Genomic DNA, 20,560 nt, shown 5'->3' on the forward strand with positions numbered 1-20,560 from the left:
GCGCACGCGGACGAACGCGCCCGTTACCGCAAAGTCGGCAACGGGCGCAACGATGCCATGCCGATCTTTCGATTGCCTTTCAACGCACGGTTTCGACGGTACGGGGCGGCGCTTCATCCGCATCGGATACCTGGCCCGCGTCTTCGCAGGGCGTGCCCATGCTGGTGTCGGGGGCCTGCCCCACCGCTTTGGGTGCATGGGCCGACACCGGCAGCATATGGCTGGTACGCCAGTTGCCGAAGCGGTAGTAGCCCACCGCCAGCACGACCGACACCACCGATCCCAGCGGAAAACTCCACCAGATGGCGTCCGCGCCCCAGCTCTTGCCCAGCGCCCACGCGAACGGAAGGCGGATCACCCACATCGACAGGAACAGGATGACCAGCGGCGCCATCACGGCGCCGGTGGCACGCACCGTGCCGAAGATCACGATGGTGAATCCGAACAGGATGAACGACCACAGCACCACGACGTTGATCTGCCGCGCGATGCCGATGGCCACGTTGTCGGTGCCGAGGAAAAGCCCCAGCGAATTGCGGTCGAACAGGTAGACCAGCCCGACCAGCGCGCCGGTCATCGCCAGGTTGAACAGCATGCCCATGCGCGTGATGCGCGTGACGCGGTGCCAGAGCCCCGCACCGACGTTTTGCGCCACCATGGACGACACGCTCGCACCGACCGCCAGCGCCGGCATCTGCACGTAGGTCCAGAGCTGCGATGCCACGCCGTAGGCCGCAGTGGTCTGCGAACCGTATGCATTCACCAGCGACATCATCACGATTGCCGACGACGAGATCACCACCATCTGCAGGCCCATCGGCAGGCCCTTGGCCACCAGCGAGCGGATGATGGCCGGGTCCGGCCGCAGCAGCCCCAGCTGCTCGCGATGCAGCAGCAGGAAATGTCGGCGGCGGTAGAGCAGCGCGATCATCGCGGCCAGGCTCGTGAGCTGCGCGATCAGCGTGGCCAGCGCCGAGCCCGCAATGCCGAGCGCGGGCAGCGGGCCGATGCCGAAGATCAGCACCGGGTTGAGCACCACGTCGAGCACCGCGGACAACAGCATGAAGTAGAACGGCGTGCGCGAATCGCCGGCGCCGCGCAGCGTCATCATCACGAAGTTGTAGAAGTACATGAACGGCAGCGCGATGAAGATGATGCGCAGGTACGTCACTGCCAGCGGCGCGGCGTCGTGCGGCGTCTGCATGGCCGCCAGGATGTCCGGCGTAAAGATGTAGCCGAACACCGACGCCGCCACGGACAGCAGCACGAAGAACGTGGTGCTGGTGCCGACGATCTTGCGCGCCTCGTCCAGGTCGCGCCCGCCGACGGCCTGCCCGATCATGATGGTGTTGGCCATGCTGATGCCGAACACCACGCCGAGCAGGAAGAACAGGATGATGTTGGCGTTGGACGTCGCGGTCAGTGCCGCCTCGCCGAGGTAGCGCCCGACCCAGACGGAGTTGATCGAGGCATTGAGCGACTGGAGGATGTTGCTGCCGAGCACCGGCAGCGAAAACAGCAGCAGCGTGCGGCCGATGGGGCCGGTGGTCAGTCTGGCGTCAGGCTTCATGTCGTCCTTGTGTCGCGCGTCCATGCGTCGCGTCCATGCGTCATCCCGGCTCGAGGCGGTCAGCCTGCCAGCATACGCGATCCCGACGCCGCGCGTTGCCGCCTTGCCAACGGCCCGGATCGCGCGTCTAATGGATCGGAGCCGGAATGCGCCGGAATGCGCCGGGCCACGGCGCGCAGGAGGCGATATGCGCTGCACAAATTGCGGGTTCGAGAACCTCGCAAAGGCCAACTTCTGCGAGGAGTGCGGCGCCGTGCTGGCACGGGCCTGTCCCCAATGCGGCGAGCCCGCCGGCCCGATGACGAAGTTCTGCCGCGGCTGCGGCGCCTCGCTGGCCGGTGCTCCGGCCGGGCGGCCGTCCGTGCCGGCGCCGGCCACCCCGCCTGTCCAGTACACGCCACCGCACCTGGCCCAGCGCATCCTTGCCGAACGCGCGGCCATGGAGGCACGCGGCGATGCCGAGGGCGAGCGCAAGACCATCACCGCGCTGTTCGCCGACATGGCCGGCTCGACCGCGCTGACGCAGGACCTGGACCCCGAGGAAGCGCGGCGCCTGATCGACCCGGTCGCCACGCTGATGATGGAGGCCGTGCACCATTACGAAGGCTATGTCGCCAAGTTCCTGGGCGACGGCATCCTGGCCCTGTTCGGCGCGCCCATCGCGCACGAAGACCACGCGCTGCGCGCGCTGTACGCGGCACTGCGCATGCAGGAGGCGATGCGCCGCCACAGCGACCGCGTCCGCCTGGAACTGGGCATTCCGTTGCAGATCCGCGTCGGCATCCACACCGGCGAGGTCCTGGTGCGCTCGATCCGCAAGGACGACCTGCACACGGACTATGACCCGGTCGGGCACACCATCCACATCGCCTCGCGCATGGAAGGCGTGGCGACGCCGGCGTCGATCCTGATCAGCGAGTCGACCCACAAGCTCACCGAAGGCTACTTTGAGTTCAAGCCGCTCGGCACCACGCATGTCAAGGGCGTGCGCGATCCGCTGGCCGTCTACGAGGTGCTCGGCCTCGGGGCGCTGCGCACGCGCCTGCAGGTCGCGGCGCACCGCGGGCTGGCCCGCTTCGTCGGCCGCCAGACCGAACTGGAGCAACTGCACGCGGCGCTGGAGCGGGCCAGGGCCGGCAACGGGCAGATCGTCGGCGTGGTCGGCGAGGCCGGCGTGGGCAAGTCCCGCCTGTTCCACGAATTCAAGGCCAGGTCGCGGCAGGGCTGCCTGGTGCTGGAGACCTTCTCGGTATCGCACGGCAAGGCCTTTGCCTACCTGCCGCTGATCGAGCTGCTGAAGAACTACTTCCAGGTCACCGCGCAGGACAACGACCGCGGCTGCCGCGAAAAGGTCACCGGCAGGCTGCTGACGCTGGATCGCTCGCTGGAGGTGCATCTGCCCTACCTGCTTTACCTGCTCGGCAGCAGCGACCCGGATTCGGCGCTGCCGACCATGGACGCCACGATCCGGCGCCAGCGTACTTTCGAAGCCATTGCCCAGTTGCTGGTGCGCGAGAGCCAGAACCAGCCGCTCGCGCTGATCTTCGAGGACCTGCAGTGGCTCGACAGCGAGACCGAAGGCTTTCTCGACATCCTGGTCGACCATGTGCCCGCGGCGAGCATCCTGCTGCAGGTGAACTACCGGCCCGAGTATGCGCACGACTGGCATGCGCGCGGCGCCTACACGCAGCTCCATCTGGAGCCGCTGGGCCCGGCCGAGGCCCAGGGCCTGCTCACCGCGCTGCTGGGCGACGATCGCAGCCTGGTCCCGCTGAAACGGCTGATCCTCGACAAGACCGAAGGCAACCCGTTCTTCATGGAGGAAGTGGTCCAGACGCTGAGCGAGGAAGGTGTGCTGCTGGGGCTGCCCGGCGACTTCCGCATCGAACAGGCGCCGGCCCTGCTGCACATTCCGACTACCGTGCAAGGCGTGCTGGCCGCGCGTATCGACCGGCTGCCCGTGGCGCAGAAGGACCTGCTGCAGACGCTGGCGGTGATCGGCAAGGAATTCCCGCTGGGGCTCATCCGCCGCGTCACGCAGCAGGACGACGAGGCGCTGCGCCCGCTGCTGGCCGCGCTGCAGGCCGCCGACTTCATCTACGAGCAGCCGGCTTTTCCCGACGTGGAGTACGCTTTCAAGCACGCGCTGACCCAGGAGGTCGCCGGCCACAGCCTGCTGACCGAGCGGCGCAGCGCACTGCATGAACGTACCGCGCTGGCGATCGAGTCGCTGTTCCAGGGCCGGCTGAAGGACTACTGCGGCGAGCTGGCCCACCACTACAGCCTCAGCGGCAACGTGCCGAAAGCGATCGAGTACCTGCAAGGCGCGGGCGAGCAAGCCGTGCAACGCTCCGCCCTGCCCGAGGCGATCGGCCACCTGAAGCAGGCCCTTGCGCTGCTCAAGCGGCTGCCCGACACGCCTGAACGCGTGCGGCAGGAGCTGTCCCTGCTGCTGACGCTGGGGCCCGCGCTGATCGCCACGCGCGGCCAGGCTGCCGACGAAGTGGAAGCCAACTACCGGCAAGCGCTCGCGCTGTGCGAACAGGGCGAACAAGGCGAAGCGGGCAAAGGGGGCAAAGGGGGCGAACCCACGGCGCAGGTCTTTTCCGCGCAGCTCGGGCTATGGGCGTTCTACCAGCTGCGCGCGCAATACAACGTGTCGCTGCCGCTCGGCGAGCGGCTGCTTGGCATGGCCGAGCGCTCGCACAAACCCGACCAGCTCGCCGAGGGCCATCGCGTGCAGGGGTCCACCACGTTCCGCCTGGGCCAGATCAGCGTCGCCCGCGACCACATGGAGCAAGTGCTGGCGGTGCAGCCAGCCGACCAGTCGTCCTATGATTTCCTGCTTGGCTACGGTCGCGACCCCACCGTTCACGCCATGGCCACGCTGGGCTGGATCCTCTGGTACCAGGGCCTGCCGGACCGGGCGCGGGTGCGCTCGCTCGAAGCGCTGGCGCTGGCCCGCCAGCGTCCCGACGCCTTCAATCTGGCGCTGTGCCTGGTCTTCGCGGCGGAGGTGCACCTGTGCCGGCGTGAAGTGCAGAAGGTCGGCGAGTTTGCCGAAGCCGCCATCGCCATCTCCGGCGAACAAGGCTTTCCGATCTACCTGGCCTGGGGCACGGTGCTGCAGGGCTGGGCCGTGGCCGAGCGTGGCGATCACCAGGCGGGCATCGCGCAGATGCGGCAGGGTCTCGACGCCTATGCCGCGACCGGCGCATCGCTGGCAAGGCCGAGCCTGCTGGGGCTGCTCGCCGATGCGCACGGCATGGCGGGTGAATACCGCGCCGGCCTGGCGCTGCTCGACGAAGCCATGCCGCTTGCCGAGCACACCGGCGAACGGCTGGACGCGTCCACGCTGCTGCGCCTGAAGGGCGAACTGCTCCTGGCCGGGTCCGACCATGGCTGGCTGGCACGGGAAGAGGCCGAAGCCTGCTTCCGCAAGGCCGTCGCCATTGCGCACGAGCAGGGCGCCAGGTCGCTCGAGTTGCGCGCCGCGCTGAGCCTCGCGCGGCTGTGGCAACAAGAGGACAAGCCCGATGCCGCGCGCCAGGTACTGGCTGGCGTCTATGGCGCCTTCCGCGAAGGCTTCGAAACGCCCGACCTGCAACAGGCCAAGGCCTTGCTCGACGAGGTCGGCTGAACCGGCGCCGCCGCGAAGGAAGCCCATGAACCGGTTCCAGGCCCGCTTCGAGTCCCTGTGGTCGCGCTGCGGCGGCCAGCGCGCGCACGACACCTATGCGCAACTGTGCGGGCATTACTCGGGGCCGGGCCGCTACTACCACACGCTGTACCACGTGCGCCGCTGCCTGCGCGACCTGGACTGGGCCTGCGCGCAGGTTCCCGATGCCGACGCCGTGGAACTCGCGCTCTGGTGCCACGATGTCATCTACGTGCCGGGCGCGCGCGACAACGAGGCGCGCAGCGCCGACTGGTTCCTGCGCTGCGCCGACGGACGGATTGCGGGCGCCGACGCAATTGCGGCCATGATCCTGGACACCACGCACACCGGCGTTCCCGACGGGCTGGCCGCTTGCTATGCGGTCGACATCGACCTGGCGACGCTGGGCAGCCACGGGGCACGGTTCCGCCGCAACGGGACGCTGCTGCGCGCCGAGCGCGCCGACCTGGACGACCTGGCCTACGATGCGGCCGAACGCAAGTATCTGGGCCGCCTGCTGGCCCGCCCACGCCTCTACCTGACCGACCTGTTCCACGACCGCTATGAAGCGCGCGCCAGGCACAACCTGGCGCTGCGGCTGGCTCAGCCGGTGCCCGGCTGACGGACTGGCGTGCTGACGGACGTGTTGCGGCGCGCTCAGAGGAATTCGCCGCTGATATCCACGCTGGATCGCTGCCCGACCAGGTCATAGGTGCGCTCCAGCCAGGTGCCGGCATGGTCGCGGCCCTTGTCGCGCAGGTAGCAAAGGAACTTCCAGTCCGCGTTGTACTTGCTCGACACGCCGAGCGCGGCCATGGTCTCGTCGTTGCGGACCGAATGGATGCGCATCTCCTTCATCTCGGCCCGGTCGACCTTGCCTTGCTGGATCAGCGAGGTCACGAAGGCAATGGCGCGCATCTCGCGCATCAGCGACGAGTTGAAGCTGACCTCGTTGACGCGGTTGAGGATGTCGGCAGCCGTCCTGGGCACGCCCGGGCGCACGATCGGGTTGATGTGGACGATCACGACATCGTTGGTCTTGCATTGGTAGATCAGCGGGAAGATGGCCGGATTGCCGACATAGCCGCCGTCCCAGTAATGCTGGCCGTCAATGACCACCGACTGGAACAGCGTCGGCAGGCAGGCGGAGGCCAGCACGGCGTCGATCGACAAGTCCGCCCCGGAGAAAATGCGGATCTTGCCGGTTTCCACGTTGGTGGCGCACAGGAACAGATGGCACGGGCCTTCCCGGCGCAATGCCTCGAAATCCACCTGGCTGGCCAGGACGTCGCGCAGCGGGTTCATGTTGTGCGGATTGAACTGGTACGGCGACATCAGGCGCAGCACCATGTCGGCCATGGCATACAGCGGCGAGTTGTCCAGGCCGAAGCTGTGCCCGCCCTTCATCCACGGCACCCAGCGGAACGGGCTGTAGCGTTCGGCCGAGCGCGCGATGGCGAGCCAGAAATCATGCAGCGCCTGGCGCGCCCCGTCGGGTCCGCCCTTGAGCATCCCGCAGGCCAGCACGGCGGCGTTCATGGCGCCGGCGCTGGTGGCGCTGATGCCTTCGATCTCCAGCCTGCCGTCCTCGAGCAGCCGGTCGATGACGCCCCATGTAAAGGCCCCGTGCATGCCCCCGCCCTGGAGCGCCAGCGCGATGGGTTTCCGTTCACCGCTGGCACGCTTGCCCGAGTTTCCATCCATGGCGTGGCTCCTGGTATGCGGCCGGGGGCACTAGGGAACCCGTGCGGCCTTTTTCGTAAAGTGTAGTGAAGATGCGGCCCCATCGCGGCCGCTTTGCGCATGGACGCGCTAGTACTTCCCCGCCCAGGGAGTCGGCCGGATCGCCAGCACGATCGGCGCCGACACGTTAAGCTAGCGGACTTGGCAGCGCACCCACGCACCGCCGGAATGTCCCACACGACCACCAGGAGAACACGCATGTACCAGGATCTTGCCCTCTATATCGACGGGGAATTCGTCAAGGGCGGCGACCGGCGCGAGCAGGATGTGCTCAATCCCGCCACCCAGGAAGTCCTGGGCAAGCTGCCGCACGCCAGCCGCGCCGACCTGGACCGCGCCCTGGCCGCGGCCCAGCGCGCCTTTGAGAGCTGGAAGAAGACTTCGCCGCTGGAACGCTCGAAGATCCTGCGCCGCGTGGGCGAACTGGCCCGCGAGCGCGCCAAGGACATCGGCCGCAATATCACGCTGGACCAGGGCAAGCCGCTGGCCGAGGCGGTCGGCGAAGTGCTGGTCTGCGCCGAACATGCCGACTGGCACGCCGAGGAATGCCGCCGCATCTACGGCCGCGTGATTCCGCCGCGCCAGCCCAATGTGCGCCAGATCGTGGTGCGCGAGCCGATCGGCGTGTGCGCGGCCTTCACGCCGTGGAATTTCCCGTTCAACCAGGCCATCCGCAAGATCGTGGCGGCGGTGGGCGCGGGTTGCACGCTGATCCTGAAGGGGCCGGAAGACTCGCCCAGCGCCGTGGTCGCGCTGGCGCAGCTGTTCCACGATGCCGGCCTGCCCCCGGGCGTGCTGAACATCGTGTGGGGTGTGCCAGGCGAGGTCTCGACCTACCTGATCGAATCGCCGATCGTGCGCAAGATCTCGTTCACGGGTTCCGTGCCGGTAGGCAAGCAGCTGGCCGCGCTGGCCGGCGCGCACATGAAGCGCGTAACCATGGAACTCGGCGGGCATTCGCCGGTGCTGGTGTTCGACGACGCCGATATCGAGCCGGCCGCCGAGATGCTGGCGCGGTTCAAGCTGCGCAACGCGGGCCAGGTGTGCGTCTCGCCGACCCGTTTCTACGTGCAGGAAAAGGCCTATGACAAGTTCCTGGCCCGCTTTACGGAGGTGATCGGCTCGATCAAGGTTGGCGACGGGCTTGAAGAAGGCACGCAGATGGGCCCGCTGGCGCATGAGCGCCGCGTGCTCTCGATGGAACAGTTCCTGGACGATGCCAGCCAGCGTGGCGGCAAGGTCGTGGCCGGCGGCTCGCGCCTCGGCGACAAGGGCTACTACTTCGCCCCAACCGTGGTGACGGACCTGCCGGACGACGCCAGGCTGATGGTCGACGAGCCGTTCGGCCCGGTGGCGCCGGTGACGCGCTTCAAGGACACGGCCGAGGTGCTGCGCCGCGCCAACAGCCTGCCGTTCGGCCTGGCGTCGTATGTCTTCACCAACTCGCTGAAGACCGCGACCGAGGTCTCCAACGGCCTGGAGGCCGGCATGGTCAACATCAACCATTTCGGCATGGCGCTGTCCGAAACGCCGTTCGGCGGCATCAAGGACTCCGGCATCGGCAGCGAAGGCGGCATGGAGACCTTCGATGGCTACCTCGTGACCAAGTTCATCACGCAGGTCTGAGTCCCCGTCCTTCTGTACGGCCTGCCTGGATGGCTTATCGGGCGCCGTTGGCGGATTCGCCGACGGCGCTGCCCCTGGCCTTGCGGTAGTCCTCCGCGTAGGCCTTCCACTGGGCCAGCGACACGGCATGGCCATGCCGTGCCAGCCGCAGCGCCCCTTTGCGCCAGCGCGTGCCGGCCGCAAATTCCTGCAGTTGCTCGATACGGTCGGCCGCGTGGTGTCCGCAGCCGCGCAGGTGCGCCCACGCCGCGGCATGCGCCATGGTCGCGAGCACTTCGCGCAGCGACGAGAAACTATCGCAGTGCGCCAGGTTGACCCGGTCCGCGGTCGGCTGCAGGCTTTTCACCAGATACGACGCCTTGCCCTTGTCCACCGACGATAGCAGCGCGGGCGATGCCGCCTGCATGATCGTCTGGGTGGCGGCCACGCGCCCGGCATCGCTGCTCCAGCGCGGTTGCGCGCGGTTGGGCAGGTCCTGCCAGGCGGACGGCGCCGCGCGCTTGATGTCGATCAGGCGCGGCATGCCGCCGGCGCGTTCGTCGCGCGCCAGCACCACGTAGCGTTCCAGCCCCAGGCTGCCGATGCCGGCCACGCGCCGCGCCACGTCTTCGGCGCGGAAGCGGTGGCCGTGCGCCTGGCCGGAGTAGGCGTCCAACACCTGCAAGGCCCGCTTGCGGTCCCTGGTGTCGGCGGGCAAGGCGTGCCGGCCGTCGCAGATCAGCCGCTGCTGCCCCTTGCGCGTCTCGGCGCGCTCCGCGACCAGTTCGCCGCGGCGGCGGCGCTTGACCCGCCGCAGCAGCGTGGCCACCATGCCGGTCGCCGTGGCGCGCTCCAGCCAGCGCGGCTTGCCACCCTCCAATACCGCCGCATACTCGGACAGCATCGCCTCGCAGGCGCGCTCCGCGTCCTCGTCCGAGAGGCCGATCTGGCCGGCCGCCACCAGCACGCTGGACAGCACGCGGATCACGTCCACGGTCAGCGGCGCGACCAGCGCGTCGTCGAAGTCGTTCAGGTCGAAGTAGACCAGGCCGTTGTCACCTTTGAAGCTGCCGAAATTCTCCAGGTGCAGGTCGCCGCAGACGTAGGTGGTCGGCGCGTCGAGCAGCGCGTCCGCATGGCCCAGCGATGCCACGTACAGGTGATTGGTGCCGCGAAAGAAGGCGAACGGGTCGGCGGCGATGGCGGCCAGCTTGCGCGTGAAGCGCTCGGGGTCGCGGCCCTGGTTGAAACGCAGGATGGCTTCGGTGGCAGGATGCATGCGTGCGAGGAGGATCAATGGAAGAAGATACCGCGCGTCAGGAACGTGTAGTTTGCCTCTTCCGCCATCAGCCCTACAAGGATCAGCAGGCACAGCGGCGGCACCAGGATCGCGCAGATCAGCGCCATGCGTTCCCAGGCCATGTGCATGAAGACGGCGACGATCAGCCCAGCTTTCATCACCATCAGCAGCAGGATCAGGGTCCAGCGCAGGTAGCCGGTGAAGCCCACGTAGTCCACCATGTACGACAGCGTGGACAGCACGAACAGCAGCAGCCAGATCTTCAGGTAGAGGCTGATCGGATGTTGCTGGCCAGTGTGGGCGGCGTCGTCGGGGCCGTGCGCAGCGCCGGGAGAGGCAGGAGAGGCGGGAGTGGGAGTCGAAGCCATGGCAAGCCTCACCAGAGGTAGAACAATGCAAAGATGAAGACCCAGACCAGGTCCACGAAGTGCCAGTACAGGCCCGCGATCTCCACGACCTGGTAGTTTCCCGAGACTTCGTAGCGGCCCCGCAAGACCTTGGTCGCCACGATCAGCAGGTAGATCACGCCACAGGTCACGTGAAAGCCATGAAAGCCCGTGATCATGAAGAAGGTCGATCCGAACTGGGCCGCGCCCATCGGGTTGCCCCAGGGACGCACACCTTCCTGGACAATCAGCTTGGTCCACTCGAAGGCTTGCATGCTGACAAAAGCTGCGCCGAGCAATGCGGTCGCCAGCATCAGCAGCGCGCACTGGCGCCGCTGGCGCCGGTAGGCGAAGTTGACCGCCATCGCCATGGTGCCGCTGCTGGTGATGAGCACGAACGTCATGATCGCGATCAGGAGCAGCGGCACGTCGTGGCCACCGATACGAAGGCCGAAGACTTCGCTGGGATTGGGCCAGGGCACCGTAGTCGCCATGCGCACCGTCATGTAGCCCGTCAGGAAGCAGCTGAAAACGAAGGTGTCGGACAGCAGGAAGATCCACATCATCGCCTTGCCCCACGACACCTTGAAGGCGCGCTGGTCGGACGACCAGTCCGCCACCAGGCCACGCAGGCCCGAGGCTACGGCCCCCGGCGCGGCGGGCTCCGATGAGACGTTCGAAGACATGGGACTCTCCTCCGCGCTACGCGGTGCCGCAGACGTAGCGCACGATCTCCGGTGTGAGCCAGCCCAGCGCGGCCAGCAGGACCACCCACACGGCGAGCAGGAAATGCCAGTACCGGGCGCACAGCACCATGCGCAGCACGGCGCCTTCACCGCTGCCCCGGAATCCGGACGCGTAGGCCCAGCCCGCGAGGCCGCCGAGCACGTGCAGCCCGTGCATGGCCGTCAGCAGGTAAAAGAAGCTGCCCGCCGGGTTGCTCGCGGGACCGACATGGGCGGCCTGCAGCGCCTCCCAGGCCCATAGCTGCGACGCGACAAACGCCGCCGCGCCCACGCCGCCCAGAAGCAGCGCCTGCCGCGCCCCGGCCATGCGGCTCGCGCGCGCCAGTCGCACGGCCGCCTGCATGGCCACGCTGCCTGCCGCAAGCAGCGCGGTGGACAGCCATACCTGCCACGGCAGCGCAATGCGCTGCCAGTCAGGGCTGTCCATGCGCATGGCATAGGCGGTCAGGAACAGCGCGAACAGCACCGTGACCACGCCCATGAAGATCCACAGCCCGATGCTCGCGGGCGCACGGCGGGCGTGCTCGTCGCGGGTGTGGCCGCCGCCCGACGGATTGCCGCCGAAGTCGTCGCGGCTGACTTTGTAGACCGCATCGGCATTCATGCCACGGCTCCACGTCTGGGGTGCGGTTCAGGCTCGGCGCCGCCGGCCTCGGGCGGCGCATTCTGCGCGATGAAGTCCTCTTTCGCGCCCGGCACGCTGTAGGCATAGGCCCAGCGATAGGCCACCGGCAGGTGCGGCCCCCAGTTGCCATGCGCGGGCGGCGTCTGCGGCGTCTGCCATTCCAGCGACGCGGCGCGCCACGGGTTGCCGTCCGCCTTGCGCCCGTGCCAGACGCTCCAGGCAAGGTTGAACACGAACAACAGCTGCGCCGCCGCCACGATGAAGGCCGCGATCGAGATGTACATGTTCATCACGTGCGCGGATTCCGGGATGAACGCGTAGTTCTCGTACGCGTAGTAGCGCCGCGGCATGCCCAGCACGCCCAGGTAGTGCATCGGGAAAAAGATGGCGTAGGTGCCGATGAAGGTGACCCAGAAATGCACGCGGCCGAGGGTATCGTCCAGCATGCGCCCCGTCACCTTGGGATACCAGTGGTAGATGCCGCCGAACACCACCAGGATCGGCGACACGCCCATCACCATGTGGAAATGCGCGACCACGAAATAGGTGTTCGACAGCGGGATGTCCACGCTCACATTGCCAAGGAACAGCCCCGTCAGCCCGCCGATGACGAAGGTGCTGATGAACGCGATGGCGAACAGCATCGGCACCGTGAAATGGATATCGGCTCGCCACAGCGTGAGCACCCAGTTGTAGACCTTGATGGCCGTGGGAATGGCGATGATCAGCGTGGTGGTGGCGAAGAAGAAGCCGAAGTACGGGTTCATGCCGCTCACGAACATGTGGTGGGCCCACACCACTACCGACAGCACGCCGATCGCCAGGATGGCCCACACCATGGTGCGATATCCGAAGATGCTCTTGCGCGCATGCACGCTGACCAGGTCCGAGACGATGCCGAAGGCCGGCAGCGCGACGATATACACCTCCGGATGGCCGAAGAACCAGAACAGGTGCTGGAACAGCAGCGGGCTGCCGCCCTTGTAGTTGAGCTGCTGGCCCATCGACACCATCGCCGGCATGAAGAAGCTGGTGCCGAGCGTCCGGTCGAGCAGCATCATCACGGCCGAGACGAACAGCGCCGGAAACGCCAGCAGCGCCAGGATGGTCGCCATGAAGATGCCCCACACCGACAGCGGCATGCGCAGCAGCGTCATGCCTTCGGTGCGCGCCTGCAGCACCGTGGTGACGTAGTTCAGCCCGCCCATGGTGGCCGCTACGATAAAGATCGCCAGCGACACCAGCATCAGGATGATGCCCCACTCATAGCCGGGCGTGCCGGGCAGGATCGCCTGCGGCGGATACAGCGTCCAGCCGGCGCCGGTCGGGCCACCCGGCACGAAGAAGCTGGCCAGCAGCACGAGCACCGACAGCAGGTAGACCCAGTAGCTGAGCATGTTGAGGAACGGGAACACCATGTCGCGCGCGCCCACCATCAACGGGATCAGGTAGTTGCCAAAGCCGCCGAGGAACAGCGCGGTCAGCAGGTAGATCACCATGATCATGCCGTGCATGGTGACGAACTGGTAGTAGCGGTTGGCGTCGATGAAATCGAACTTGCCGGGGAACCCGAGCTGCATGCGCATCAGGTTGGACAGCGCCACGCCCACCAGCCCCACCACGATGGCCGTGATGGTGTACTGCACGGCGATCACCTTGTGGTCCTGGCTCCAGACGTAGCGGGTCCAGAAGCTCTGCGGTCCGTGGTGGCCGGCATCATCGGCGTAAGCCATGCGTTTCTCCTCACTTCGTCGCCCTGGGCGAGGCGGTCGGCGGCACCACGGCGGCATTCGATGTCGTGTACGTGCCGGATGCCGACGATGCCGCCTGCGAGCTGGTCTCGGCCGCCGCGGTGGCCCCCGTCGGTGCTCCGGCCGACGCCGACTCCGGCGGTGCAGCGCCCGTGCCGGCGCCGCTGCCCTGCGCGCGGATATAGGCCATCACGGCGCTTAACTCCTCTTCGGTCAGCGCTATCTTGGGCATGACCGGGCCGAACCCCTTGACCAGGCGAGCTTGCGGATCGGTGATTTCCTCTTTCAGGAACGCATCGTCGACCGGCGCGGTGCTGCCGTCGGAGAATGTTTCGGTGCGCCCATACAGGCCCTTCCACGTCGGTCCCACGCCAGGGTTGCCGTCAATGCTGTGGCATCCCGCGCATCCCTTGCTCTGTGCCAGCGCGTGGCCTTTTGCCGCCAGTGCCGCGTCGGCGCCGCTGGCCACCCCGGCCGGCGCCGGCGGCGATGGCGCTGCCGCCTTGGCGAGCGTCATCGCAAAGGTTGGCTGCTTCGCCAGCCATGAGTCGAAGGCGGCCTGGTCCTCCACCACCACCATGCCGCGCATGTTGTAGTGGCCCACGCCGCAGAGCTGCGCGCACAGGATTTCAAAGCGCCCCGCCTGCGTCGGCGTGAACCAGAACGAGGTCACCATGCCCGGCACCATGTTCATGCGAGCGCGAAACGGCGGCACGTAGAAGTCGTGCAGCACATCGCGCGAGCGCAGCAGCACCTTGATGGGCCGGTTCAGTGGCAGGTGCACTTCCGGGCCGCTGATGACGACGTTGTCCTGCCCGCGCGGATCGTCGGGATTGAGGCCCAGCGGATTGGTGCCGCTGATGAAACGCGGGTCGGAGGTGCCAAGCTGGCCGCTCTTGCCCGGAAAGCGAAAGGCCCATTGCCACTGCTGGCCGATGACTTCCAGCACCATCGCGTCGCGCGGCGGGCGCACGTAGTCTGCGTACACGAACAGCCCCGGGGCGAGCAGCGCCATGACGCCGAGCGCGGTACCGACGGTAAGCCAGAGTTCCAGCTTGCGGCTCTCGGGATGGTAGCTGGCGCGATGCCCGTTGTGCCCGTTCTGCCGCGGCGCACCATGACGGAAGCGCCAGACGATGTAGCCGACGAACAGGTTGATGACGATGAAGAAGATGCCCGTGATGACCAGGGTAATGGTAAGCGTGTCGTCCATCTGCTTCCAGTTGGACGCCAGCGGGGTCGCCCACCACGGGCTCAGGAAATGAAAGAGCACCGAAGCGACGACGATGACTACGAGTGCGATGGCCATCGCCATATCCACCCTCCTCCTCGCACGTACGAGGGATGCGGAAGTCACGCAGGGTTGAGATAAGACTAGTGCATGCCATCAGGTCACTGCAAGGCAACACGGGCGCCACGATTTGCGCATCGCACAAGCCACCGTGCGGTCTCGCACAAGCGCTGCGCGCATGGAAAAAACGGCGGATGGGACATCATCTCCCATCCACCGTTGTGGTCGCGCGCCGCCCGTGTAGTGGCAAAAGCACGCGGCTAAATCAGCGACGCTGCAGTGCGGCGCACATCCGCCGCCATGCGCTGCCGCATCCGGCGCTCAATGCGATACGTCCTTGCTTTCGAGCTTCCAGTAGCACACCGCGGCCACCATGCCGAAGATCATGTGGCCCACCAGCGTGTACCAGCCGCGCGCGTCCGCGAACCACGTGAAGACGCGCGTCATGACATGGAAGTCGAACACGTAGACCACCGCGCCAAAGACGGCGCCAGCGAGCAGGATCATGCGAACGCTCGAATCCAGCTGGAACGGCGCGATGATGATGGCCAGGACCATCCCCAGCACCGCGCCCAGCACGAAGTGGATCAGCAGTGCCGCCGCCACGGTGCCCACGCTGAACAGCGAGGTCTGCAATACGTCCCGGCCCATCAGGATCGCGGCGATCATGCGCGTGGTGCCCCACGGATTCACGCCCGACACCATCGTGGACCAGAACAGTTCCAGCACCAGCAGCAACGCGCCGGCCGCCAGCCCCGATACCGCGGCTGCGGTCCAGTCCGGCGAGCGCCGCACGTAATGGTGCGAATGCATGTGAAGTTCCATAGCCACCTCCGCCTCTCTGTATTCGCGGGACAGGCCCGCGTATTTGCACAGGATAGGACACGCGGGTCGCAGAGTTAGACCCGGCAGGGCGAAAAAGATGCCAGCGTCCGCGCTCCGCTCGTGCGGCATGCCCGCAGGTGGCATGAACGGTACGCGGTATGCGTTGCGCGGCGGCGTATCTCAGCAGGACTGCCGTTGCGCATACGGGTCAATCCCGATGCAAGCGGCCGTCTATTCGCCACACACTGCCTATACTGGAGTCGTAAGGCAGAGAGACAGGAGACCGCCATGATGTGGCATTTTCAGGCGCACGATCTTGTATTCCTGATCCCGATGGCGCTGGTAGGCGTGATCGCCATGGGCTCGATCCCGGTGACCGCCAGGTTCCTGCGTATCAGTTGCCGCACCATGGGCGCACTCATCGGCGCGCTGGTGGCTGTGCTGGTACTGGAGGCGTTGCCGCTGCTGATCTGAGCCGCCAGGCTCGGCTATTTGTCGAGAGAGAGGAGGGCCGCGCATGTCGATCGGCCTGATGGCCGCCGTAATGGCGGTACTGCTGTGCTTGACTGTCCTGGTTGCAGTGTGGCGGTGCAGCCACCCCTACCGAATGCGCTATCGGCGCTGCGCGCGGCAACGCGCCGGCCTCTGCAAGCACGCGGCCAGGCATTAGCCGCAGCGGCCATCCGCGTGGCCGGCGCATGCGGCGCGGGCCGGCAACGTCACAGTTCGATCATGGCGAATTCGGCCTTGCCCACGTCGCATTCCGGGCAGCGCCAGTCATCGGGTACCTCTTCCCAGCGGGTGCCGGCCGCCAGGCCGTCTTCCGGACAGCCCAGTTCTTCGTCGTACACCCAGCCGCAGATCACGCAAACCCAGGTCTTGTAGGCCACTGCTGCTTCAAGCTGATCCTGCTGCAAAACTTTCTCCTAAGCGCGGCCGCACGCGGCCCGATACATTTTCCGGGCCGAATGATACGCGGTTTTTACGAGCGGCGAGTTCGAGGGGATGCCGGCACCTGTCGGCGCCGGCCAGCGATGCGATTACTGGCGGATCGAGAAATCCACCCGGTTCGGCGTGCCCTTGTCCTTGATGCCCTCGGCGCTCAGATGCGGCGCGGTCAGGAACAGCCGGTCTTCCGGCACCTTGCCGTCGCGCTCCAGCGCCTGCTTGACGACCAGCGCGCGCTGGTCCGCAAGGTGCCTGAGATCGGTATCCGATACCGTGGCATTGGCCATCAGCAGCTTCTCCATTTCCTCGGGCGGCAGCGACTTGGCAAAGCCGACGAAATTGCGCGGCTTCTTCATCGAGGTGCGCTTGTAGACCTCTTCGAGATACTTCGGGTACTCCTGCTTCGACACCTTGACGTCGGCGCCTTGCTCGCCCGCTTCGCTGTCGCCGGCTTCGTCGCCTTCCTGCGCGCTCTTGCGCAGGTCGCGCCGCTTCTGCTCGGCCACGCGGGCGTCCAGCCAGGCGCGGCGGGCGCCCGCCTCGTCGGTGGCCGGGTCGATGCGGCCGCTGATTTCCAGCTTCAGCGACGGACGGTCGTTGAGGGCCTTGGCCACCGTGGCAATCTTGTCCCTGGCCGCGGGCGCAAGCGTCGCGGTGCCGGGCGTGAATTCCACGTAGCCGAGTTCCTCGCCGCTGCCGCCGCCAAACGCCGAGCCGATCAGCGCGAACGGCGACGTGATCGCCTTTGCCAGCAGGTTAAGGATCACGCGCACGATCACGCCGCCGACGCTGAACTCAGGATCCGACAGCGAGCCTGACACGGGCAGGTTGATGTCGATCACGCCGTGGCGGTCCTTGAGCAGGGACACCGCCAGCAGCACGGGCAGCTTGGTCGCGTCCGGGCTGTCGACCTTGTCGCCAAAGGTGAGCTGGTCGAGGTACAGGTGGTTGCTGGCGTCGAGCTTGCCCTGGTCGATCTTGTAGGCCACGTCGACGGTCAGCTTGCCCTTGGTGATCGGATAGCCAGCGTACTTGGCCGCATACGGCGTCAGGCGCGTCAGTTCCACGCCCGAGGCCTTGGCGGCGATGTCCAGGAAGAGCTGCTCGCCGAGCGGATTGATCTTGCCGCTGATGCTGACCGGCGCATCGTCATCGAGCCGGCCATTGAGCACGAGGTCGGCCGGTGTCGGGTCGCCGGACGCCACCTTGGACACCGAGCCCTTCATGCCGGTCAGGTTGGCGCTGTAATTCGGCTTGACGAAGAAGTCCGAGAAATTGATGTTGCCCTTGTCAACCGATACGCCGCCGATACGTACCTGCGGCTTCGGGCCTGCGGCCGCCTGCGCGGGTGCCGCAGGGGGCGCCGGGGCGGGCGCGGATGCCGCCGGTGCCGATGCCGGGTTCGCCTGCGTCAGGCTCGTGGCCGGCGGCGCCTCGCCCTTGGCCGCGCCGCCCGCCATCACGTCCTGCAGGTTCAGGCGGCCATTGGCGTTCAGGATCACGCGGGCATAGAAGTCCGACAGCGCGATATTGTTCAGCGCCACGCGCATCGGGCCCTTGCTGTCGTCCATGGCGAAATCGATGCCCGACACCGCCAGCGAGCGCCAGCGCAGGAAGTCGTCGCCGGTGACTCGGTCCACGGTGCGCACATTGGCCACCTGCGCGTTGCCGGCAAAGCCGGCGGCAATCGGCTTGCCCGGCGGCGCACTGACGGCCAGCCGGCCCTTGACGGTCAGCGTGCCGCTGCGCAGCGCCGCATTGAGGCGATCGCCCACGTAGGGCTGCACCGGTGCCAGGTCGATCTCGCGCAGGTCGAGCTGCAACTGGCTGGCCGGGGCGGCCGGCAGCACGTTGCCTTCCATATTGATCACGCCGCGCTTGCCCGACTCCGCATGCAGCTTGACCGGCAGCGCCGCCGGGGTCAGCGGCCAGGCGATGGCCCCCGTGGTCAGGCCGATATTGCGGTACTGGTGGATGACTGGCCGGCCGCGGTTCAGCTCCGCGGGCGCGTAGTCGGCCAGGCGCGCCGAGCCGCCGTCGAGCCCGACCTTGCCGAGCCGCACCTTCCAGCCACCGCCGGCCGCCGGTGCCGCGCTGTTCGCGGCCGGCGCGGGCGGCTGCTTGCGCTGGGCTTCGGTCTGGCGTGCCGATTCGCTGGCCCATATGCGTGCCATTTCCAGCAGTTGGCCGCGATGGTCGCGCGTCGCGGCAATCTGCGGCTTGGTGATCGCCAACTGCCCCGCCTCGAAGGTCTGTTTGGCCAGGTCCAGGCCGATATCGTCCAGCACCACTTTGTCGGCCTGCATCAAGGGCAGGTTTGCGCCCTCGGTGTCGGTCGCGCGCGCACGGCGGTTGCGGCGCTCGACGCGTTCCGCACGCGCCTGGCGCGCCGCGGGCTGGCCCGACGCTGCCACGGCCGCCGGCATGACCACCGGCTCGCGTGTCGCCACATGCAGCGGCGCCAGTTCCAGCCGCGACTTTTCGAGCACGAACTGGAACACGGGCTGCGCCCACGACATCCGGTAATGAAGCTCCGCGTTGACCGCGGTCTTGCCGAACTGGGCCTGGAGCGCGTGCGGCCACCAGGACGCAAATCCCTGCGGCTGCAGCCCCGAAGTTTCGAGCGTGCCGGCCAGCGTTCGCTGCCGCAACGACAGTTCGCCCACATGCGTGATGGTCTGGCCATCGGCCACTGTGATGGTGGCCTGCAGCCTGGTCGCCTTGTCGGCGTCGGCACTGGCCAGGCCATTCACCTCGGCATCGATGGGGCCCAACGCCAGCTTGCCCGGGCCGGACGGCGCCAGCGCGTCTTCGAAGCCGAAGCGGGCTTGCTTGAGCGTGACGCGGTCGACGGCGTAGCGCCACCCCGCCTCTTGCGGCTTTGCTGCCGCCGTCGGCGCCGATGCCGGCGCGGCCTTGGCTTCAGGCGCGGCTTGCGGCACGAAGGCCGTGACCAGGTTCAGCGAACCGTCCGCGCGCCGCACGGCGGCCACGTCAAGCCCTTCAATATCGACGCTGCGCAGATGGGCGCGTTGTGCCAGCGGTTCCACGCGGTCGATATCGAGCGCCAGCTTGCCATTGCTGACCAGCGGCGCGCCGGCGGCCGTGCGCACGTCCAGCTCGCGCAGGGCTGCGGTGCCTGAGACGAAGATGTCCTGCTTGTCCTTCTGCTGGCGGAAGCCCACAGTCAAGCGCGTGTCGAGCAGTCCGTGCTTGACACGCGCATCCTTGAGCCTGGGCGCGAACGGCATGAAGCGCGCCACATCGAGCCCGTCGAGGTTGACGTTCAGGTGCGTCTCGCGCGAATCGGCAAAAGGCAGCACGGTGCCATCGAGGGCCAGCGGCGTGCCGTTGATCTGCGCGCTGAGCGTGGGCCGCGTGACGATCTCCACGTCGTGCGGCAGGTTCGACAGGAAGGGCAGCGTCAGCGTCAGGTTGTCGACCTTCACGGCAGAGCCGGCCACCTTGTCCTCATAAGCCACCGAACTGCCCGTGACGGCAATGTTGTTGACCGAGAAGCGGGCCGGCTTGGCATCGGGCGGCTTCGGCGGCTGGGCGGCGAGCTTGTCCTGGATATCGGCAAAGCTCAGGCGGCCGTCGGCCTCGCGGGTCACATGTACGGCCAGGCGATCGATATGCAGCGAGTCCACCACCGGCGCGAGGTGCCAGGCCGAGGCCAGCGAGGTGTCGGCTTCCACCTCGCCCAGTGTCACGGCGGGGGTCTTGCCGTCGCGCTCATAGATAGTGAGGTCGTTCAGCGTCGCCGCCAGTTCGAACGGACGCACATGCGCCGCCCCCAGCGTCACCTTGCGGCCGAGCGCCTCGGTGGCGTTTTTTTCAATCAGCGACTTGATCAGCGGCGGACCGCCAAAGTAGCCCGCGAGGCCAAACACGGCCAACGCGGCCAGCACGCCGCCGGCCGCGCGCACGGCCAGCCGTCGCCGCGGCGTAGCCGTGGCGAACTGGATGGAATTCTTGATTTCCATGTCATTCCCGATGAATCCAACCCCGCCCCGAGTGACGCACAGCACTTTGTGCCCCGGATTTCACTTTTTTTTGACATTATGGCAATGCTTAGACGCAAAGCAAAGCAATCGTCTTTTGTCTTGTCA

The 20,560-nt window shown here is 67.1% G+C and carries 15 protein-coding genes; 4 read left to right on the plus strand and 11 right to left on the minus strand.

Features of this window, described 5'->3' with window-relative positions:
• Window positions 1–79: 79 nt before the first annotated feature.
• Entirely contained in the window at window positions 80–1,570 is a 1,491-nt protein-coding gene (locus ACIGJC_RS24710; RefSeq protein ID WP_483714384.1) for an MATE family efflux transporter, read from the minus strand.
• Window positions 1,571–1,757: 187 nt separating this feature from the next.
• Here ACIGJC_RS24710 and ACIGJC_RS24715 point away from each other — a divergent pair, with 187 nt between their 5' ends.
• Together ACIGJC_RS24715 and ACIGJC_RS24720 are read left to right on the plus strand one after the other, a co-directional pair.
• Window positions 1,758–5,210: an adenylate/guanylate cyclase domain-containing protein gene (locus ACIGJC_RS24715; protein WP_483712029.1), complete on the plus strand. Its 3,453-nt coding sequence runs from the start codon at window positions 1,758–1,760 to the stop codon at window positions 5,208–5,210.
• A gap of 25 nt (window positions 5,211–5,235) precedes the next feature.
• Window positions 5,236–5,850 carry an HD domain-containing protein gene (locus ACIGJC_RS24720; RefSeq protein WP_483712030.1) on the plus strand — a complete coding sequence of 205 codons (615 nt, stop codon included), beginning with the start codon at window positions 5,236–5,238 and terminating at the stop codon, window positions 5,848–5,850.
• A gap of 35 nt (window positions 5,851–5,885) precedes the next feature.
• On the opposite strand, the gene ACIGJC_RS24725 is transcribed toward ACIGJC_RS24720, so the two are convergent.
• Window positions 5,886–6,932, minus strand: coding sequence for a patatin-like phospholipase family protein (locus ACIGJC_RS24725; protein ID WP_483712031.1), 1,047 nt, complete (start codon window positions 6,930–6,932; stop codon window positions 5,886–5,888).
• 237 nt (window positions 6,933–7,169) lie between these two features.
• Here ACIGJC_RS24725 and ACIGJC_RS24730 point away from each other — a divergent pair, with 237 nt between their 5' ends.
• Window positions 7,170–8,597 carry an NAD-dependent succinate-semialdehyde dehydrogenase gene (locus tag ACIGJC_RS24730; protein ID WP_483712032.1) on the plus strand — a complete coding sequence of 476 codons (1,428 nt, stop codon included), beginning with the start codon at window positions 7,170–7,172 and terminating at the stop codon, window positions 8,595–8,597.
• A gap of 34 nt (window positions 8,598–8,631) precedes the next feature.
• Here the strand turns inward: ACIGJC_RS24730 and ACIGJC_RS24735 are convergent, their stop codons facing one another.
• The 7 genes from ACIGJC_RS24735 to ACIGJC_RS24765 form a co-directional block, all read right to left on the minus strand.
• Window positions 8,632–9,855, minus strand: coding sequence for a DUF2252 family protein (locus ACIGJC_RS24735; RefSeq protein WP_483712033.1), 1,224 nt, complete (start codon window positions 9,853–9,855; stop codon window positions 8,632–8,634).
• A 14-nt stretch (window positions 9,856–9,869) separates the two neighbouring features.
• On the minus strand, window positions 9,870–10,244 hold the full coding sequence (locus ACIGJC_RS24740; RefSeq protein ID WP_483712034.1) for a cytochrome C oxidase subunit IV family protein: 375 nt from the start codon (window positions 10,242–10,244) through the stop codon (window positions 9,870–9,872).
• A gap of 8 nt (window positions 10,245–10,252) precedes the next feature.
• Window positions 10,253–10,948, minus strand: coding sequence for a heme-copper oxidase subunit III family protein (locus tag ACIGJC_RS24745; protein WP_483712035.1), 696 nt, complete (start codon window positions 10,946–10,948; stop codon window positions 10,253–10,255).
• 16 nt (window positions 10,949–10,964) lie between these two features.
• The gene (locus ACIGJC_RS24750; protein WP_483712036.1) at window positions 10,965–11,612 is read right to left on the minus strand and encodes a bb3-type cytochrome oxidase subunit III; all 648 of its coding nucleotides are present in this window, start codon (window positions 11,610–11,612) and stop codon (window positions 10,965–10,967) included.
• On the minus strand, window positions 11,609–13,366 hold the full coding sequence (gene ctaD / locus ACIGJC_RS24755; RefSeq protein WP_483712037.1) for a cytochrome c oxidase subunit I: 1,758 nt from the start codon (window positions 13,364–13,366) through the stop codon (window positions 11,609–11,611). The genes ACIGJC_RS24750 and ctaD overlap by 4 nt, the downstream gene beginning before the upstream one ends.
• A 10-nt stretch (window positions 13,367–13,376) precedes the next feature.
• The gene (locus ACIGJC_RS24760) at window positions 13,377–14,699 is read right to left on the minus strand and encodes a cytochrome c oxidase subunit II (RefSeq protein WP_483712038.1); all 1,323 of its coding nucleotides are present in this window, start codon (window positions 14,697–14,699) and stop codon (window positions 13,377–13,379) included.
• A 297-nt stretch (window positions 14,700–14,996) separates the two neighbouring features.
• On the minus strand, window positions 14,997–15,500 hold the full coding sequence (locus ACIGJC_RS24765; protein ID WP_483712039.1) for a hypothetical protein: 504 nt from the start codon (window positions 15,498–15,500) through the stop codon (window positions 14,997–14,999).
• A 291-nt stretch (window positions 15,501–15,791) separates the two neighbouring features.
• On the opposite strand from ACIGJC_RS24765, the gene ACIGJC_RS24770 reads away from it, so the two are divergent.
• Entirely contained in the window at window positions 15,792–15,974 is a 183-nt protein-coding gene (locus tag ACIGJC_RS24770) for a hypothetical protein (protein WP_211958527.1), read from the plus strand.
• A gap of 245 nt (window positions 15,975–16,219) precedes the next feature.
• Here the strand turns inward: ACIGJC_RS24770 and ACIGJC_RS24775 are convergent, their stop codons facing one another.
• Window positions 16,220–16,417 carry a rubredoxin gene (locus ACIGJC_RS24775; RefSeq protein ID WP_483712040.1) on the minus strand — a complete coding sequence of 66 codons (198 nt, stop codon included), beginning with the start codon at window positions 16,415–16,417 and terminating at the stop codon, window positions 16,220–16,222.
• 123 nt (window positions 16,418–16,540) lie between these two features.
• Entirely contained in the window at window positions 16,541–20,434 is a 3,894-nt protein-coding gene (locus tag ACIGJC_RS24780) for a DUF748 domain-containing protein (RefSeq protein ID WP_483712041.1), read from the minus strand.
• Between the last annotated feature and the right edge of the window lie 126 nt (window positions 20,435–20,560).

The organism is Cupriavidus sp. C3SS-1 (genome assembly GCF_057073755.1).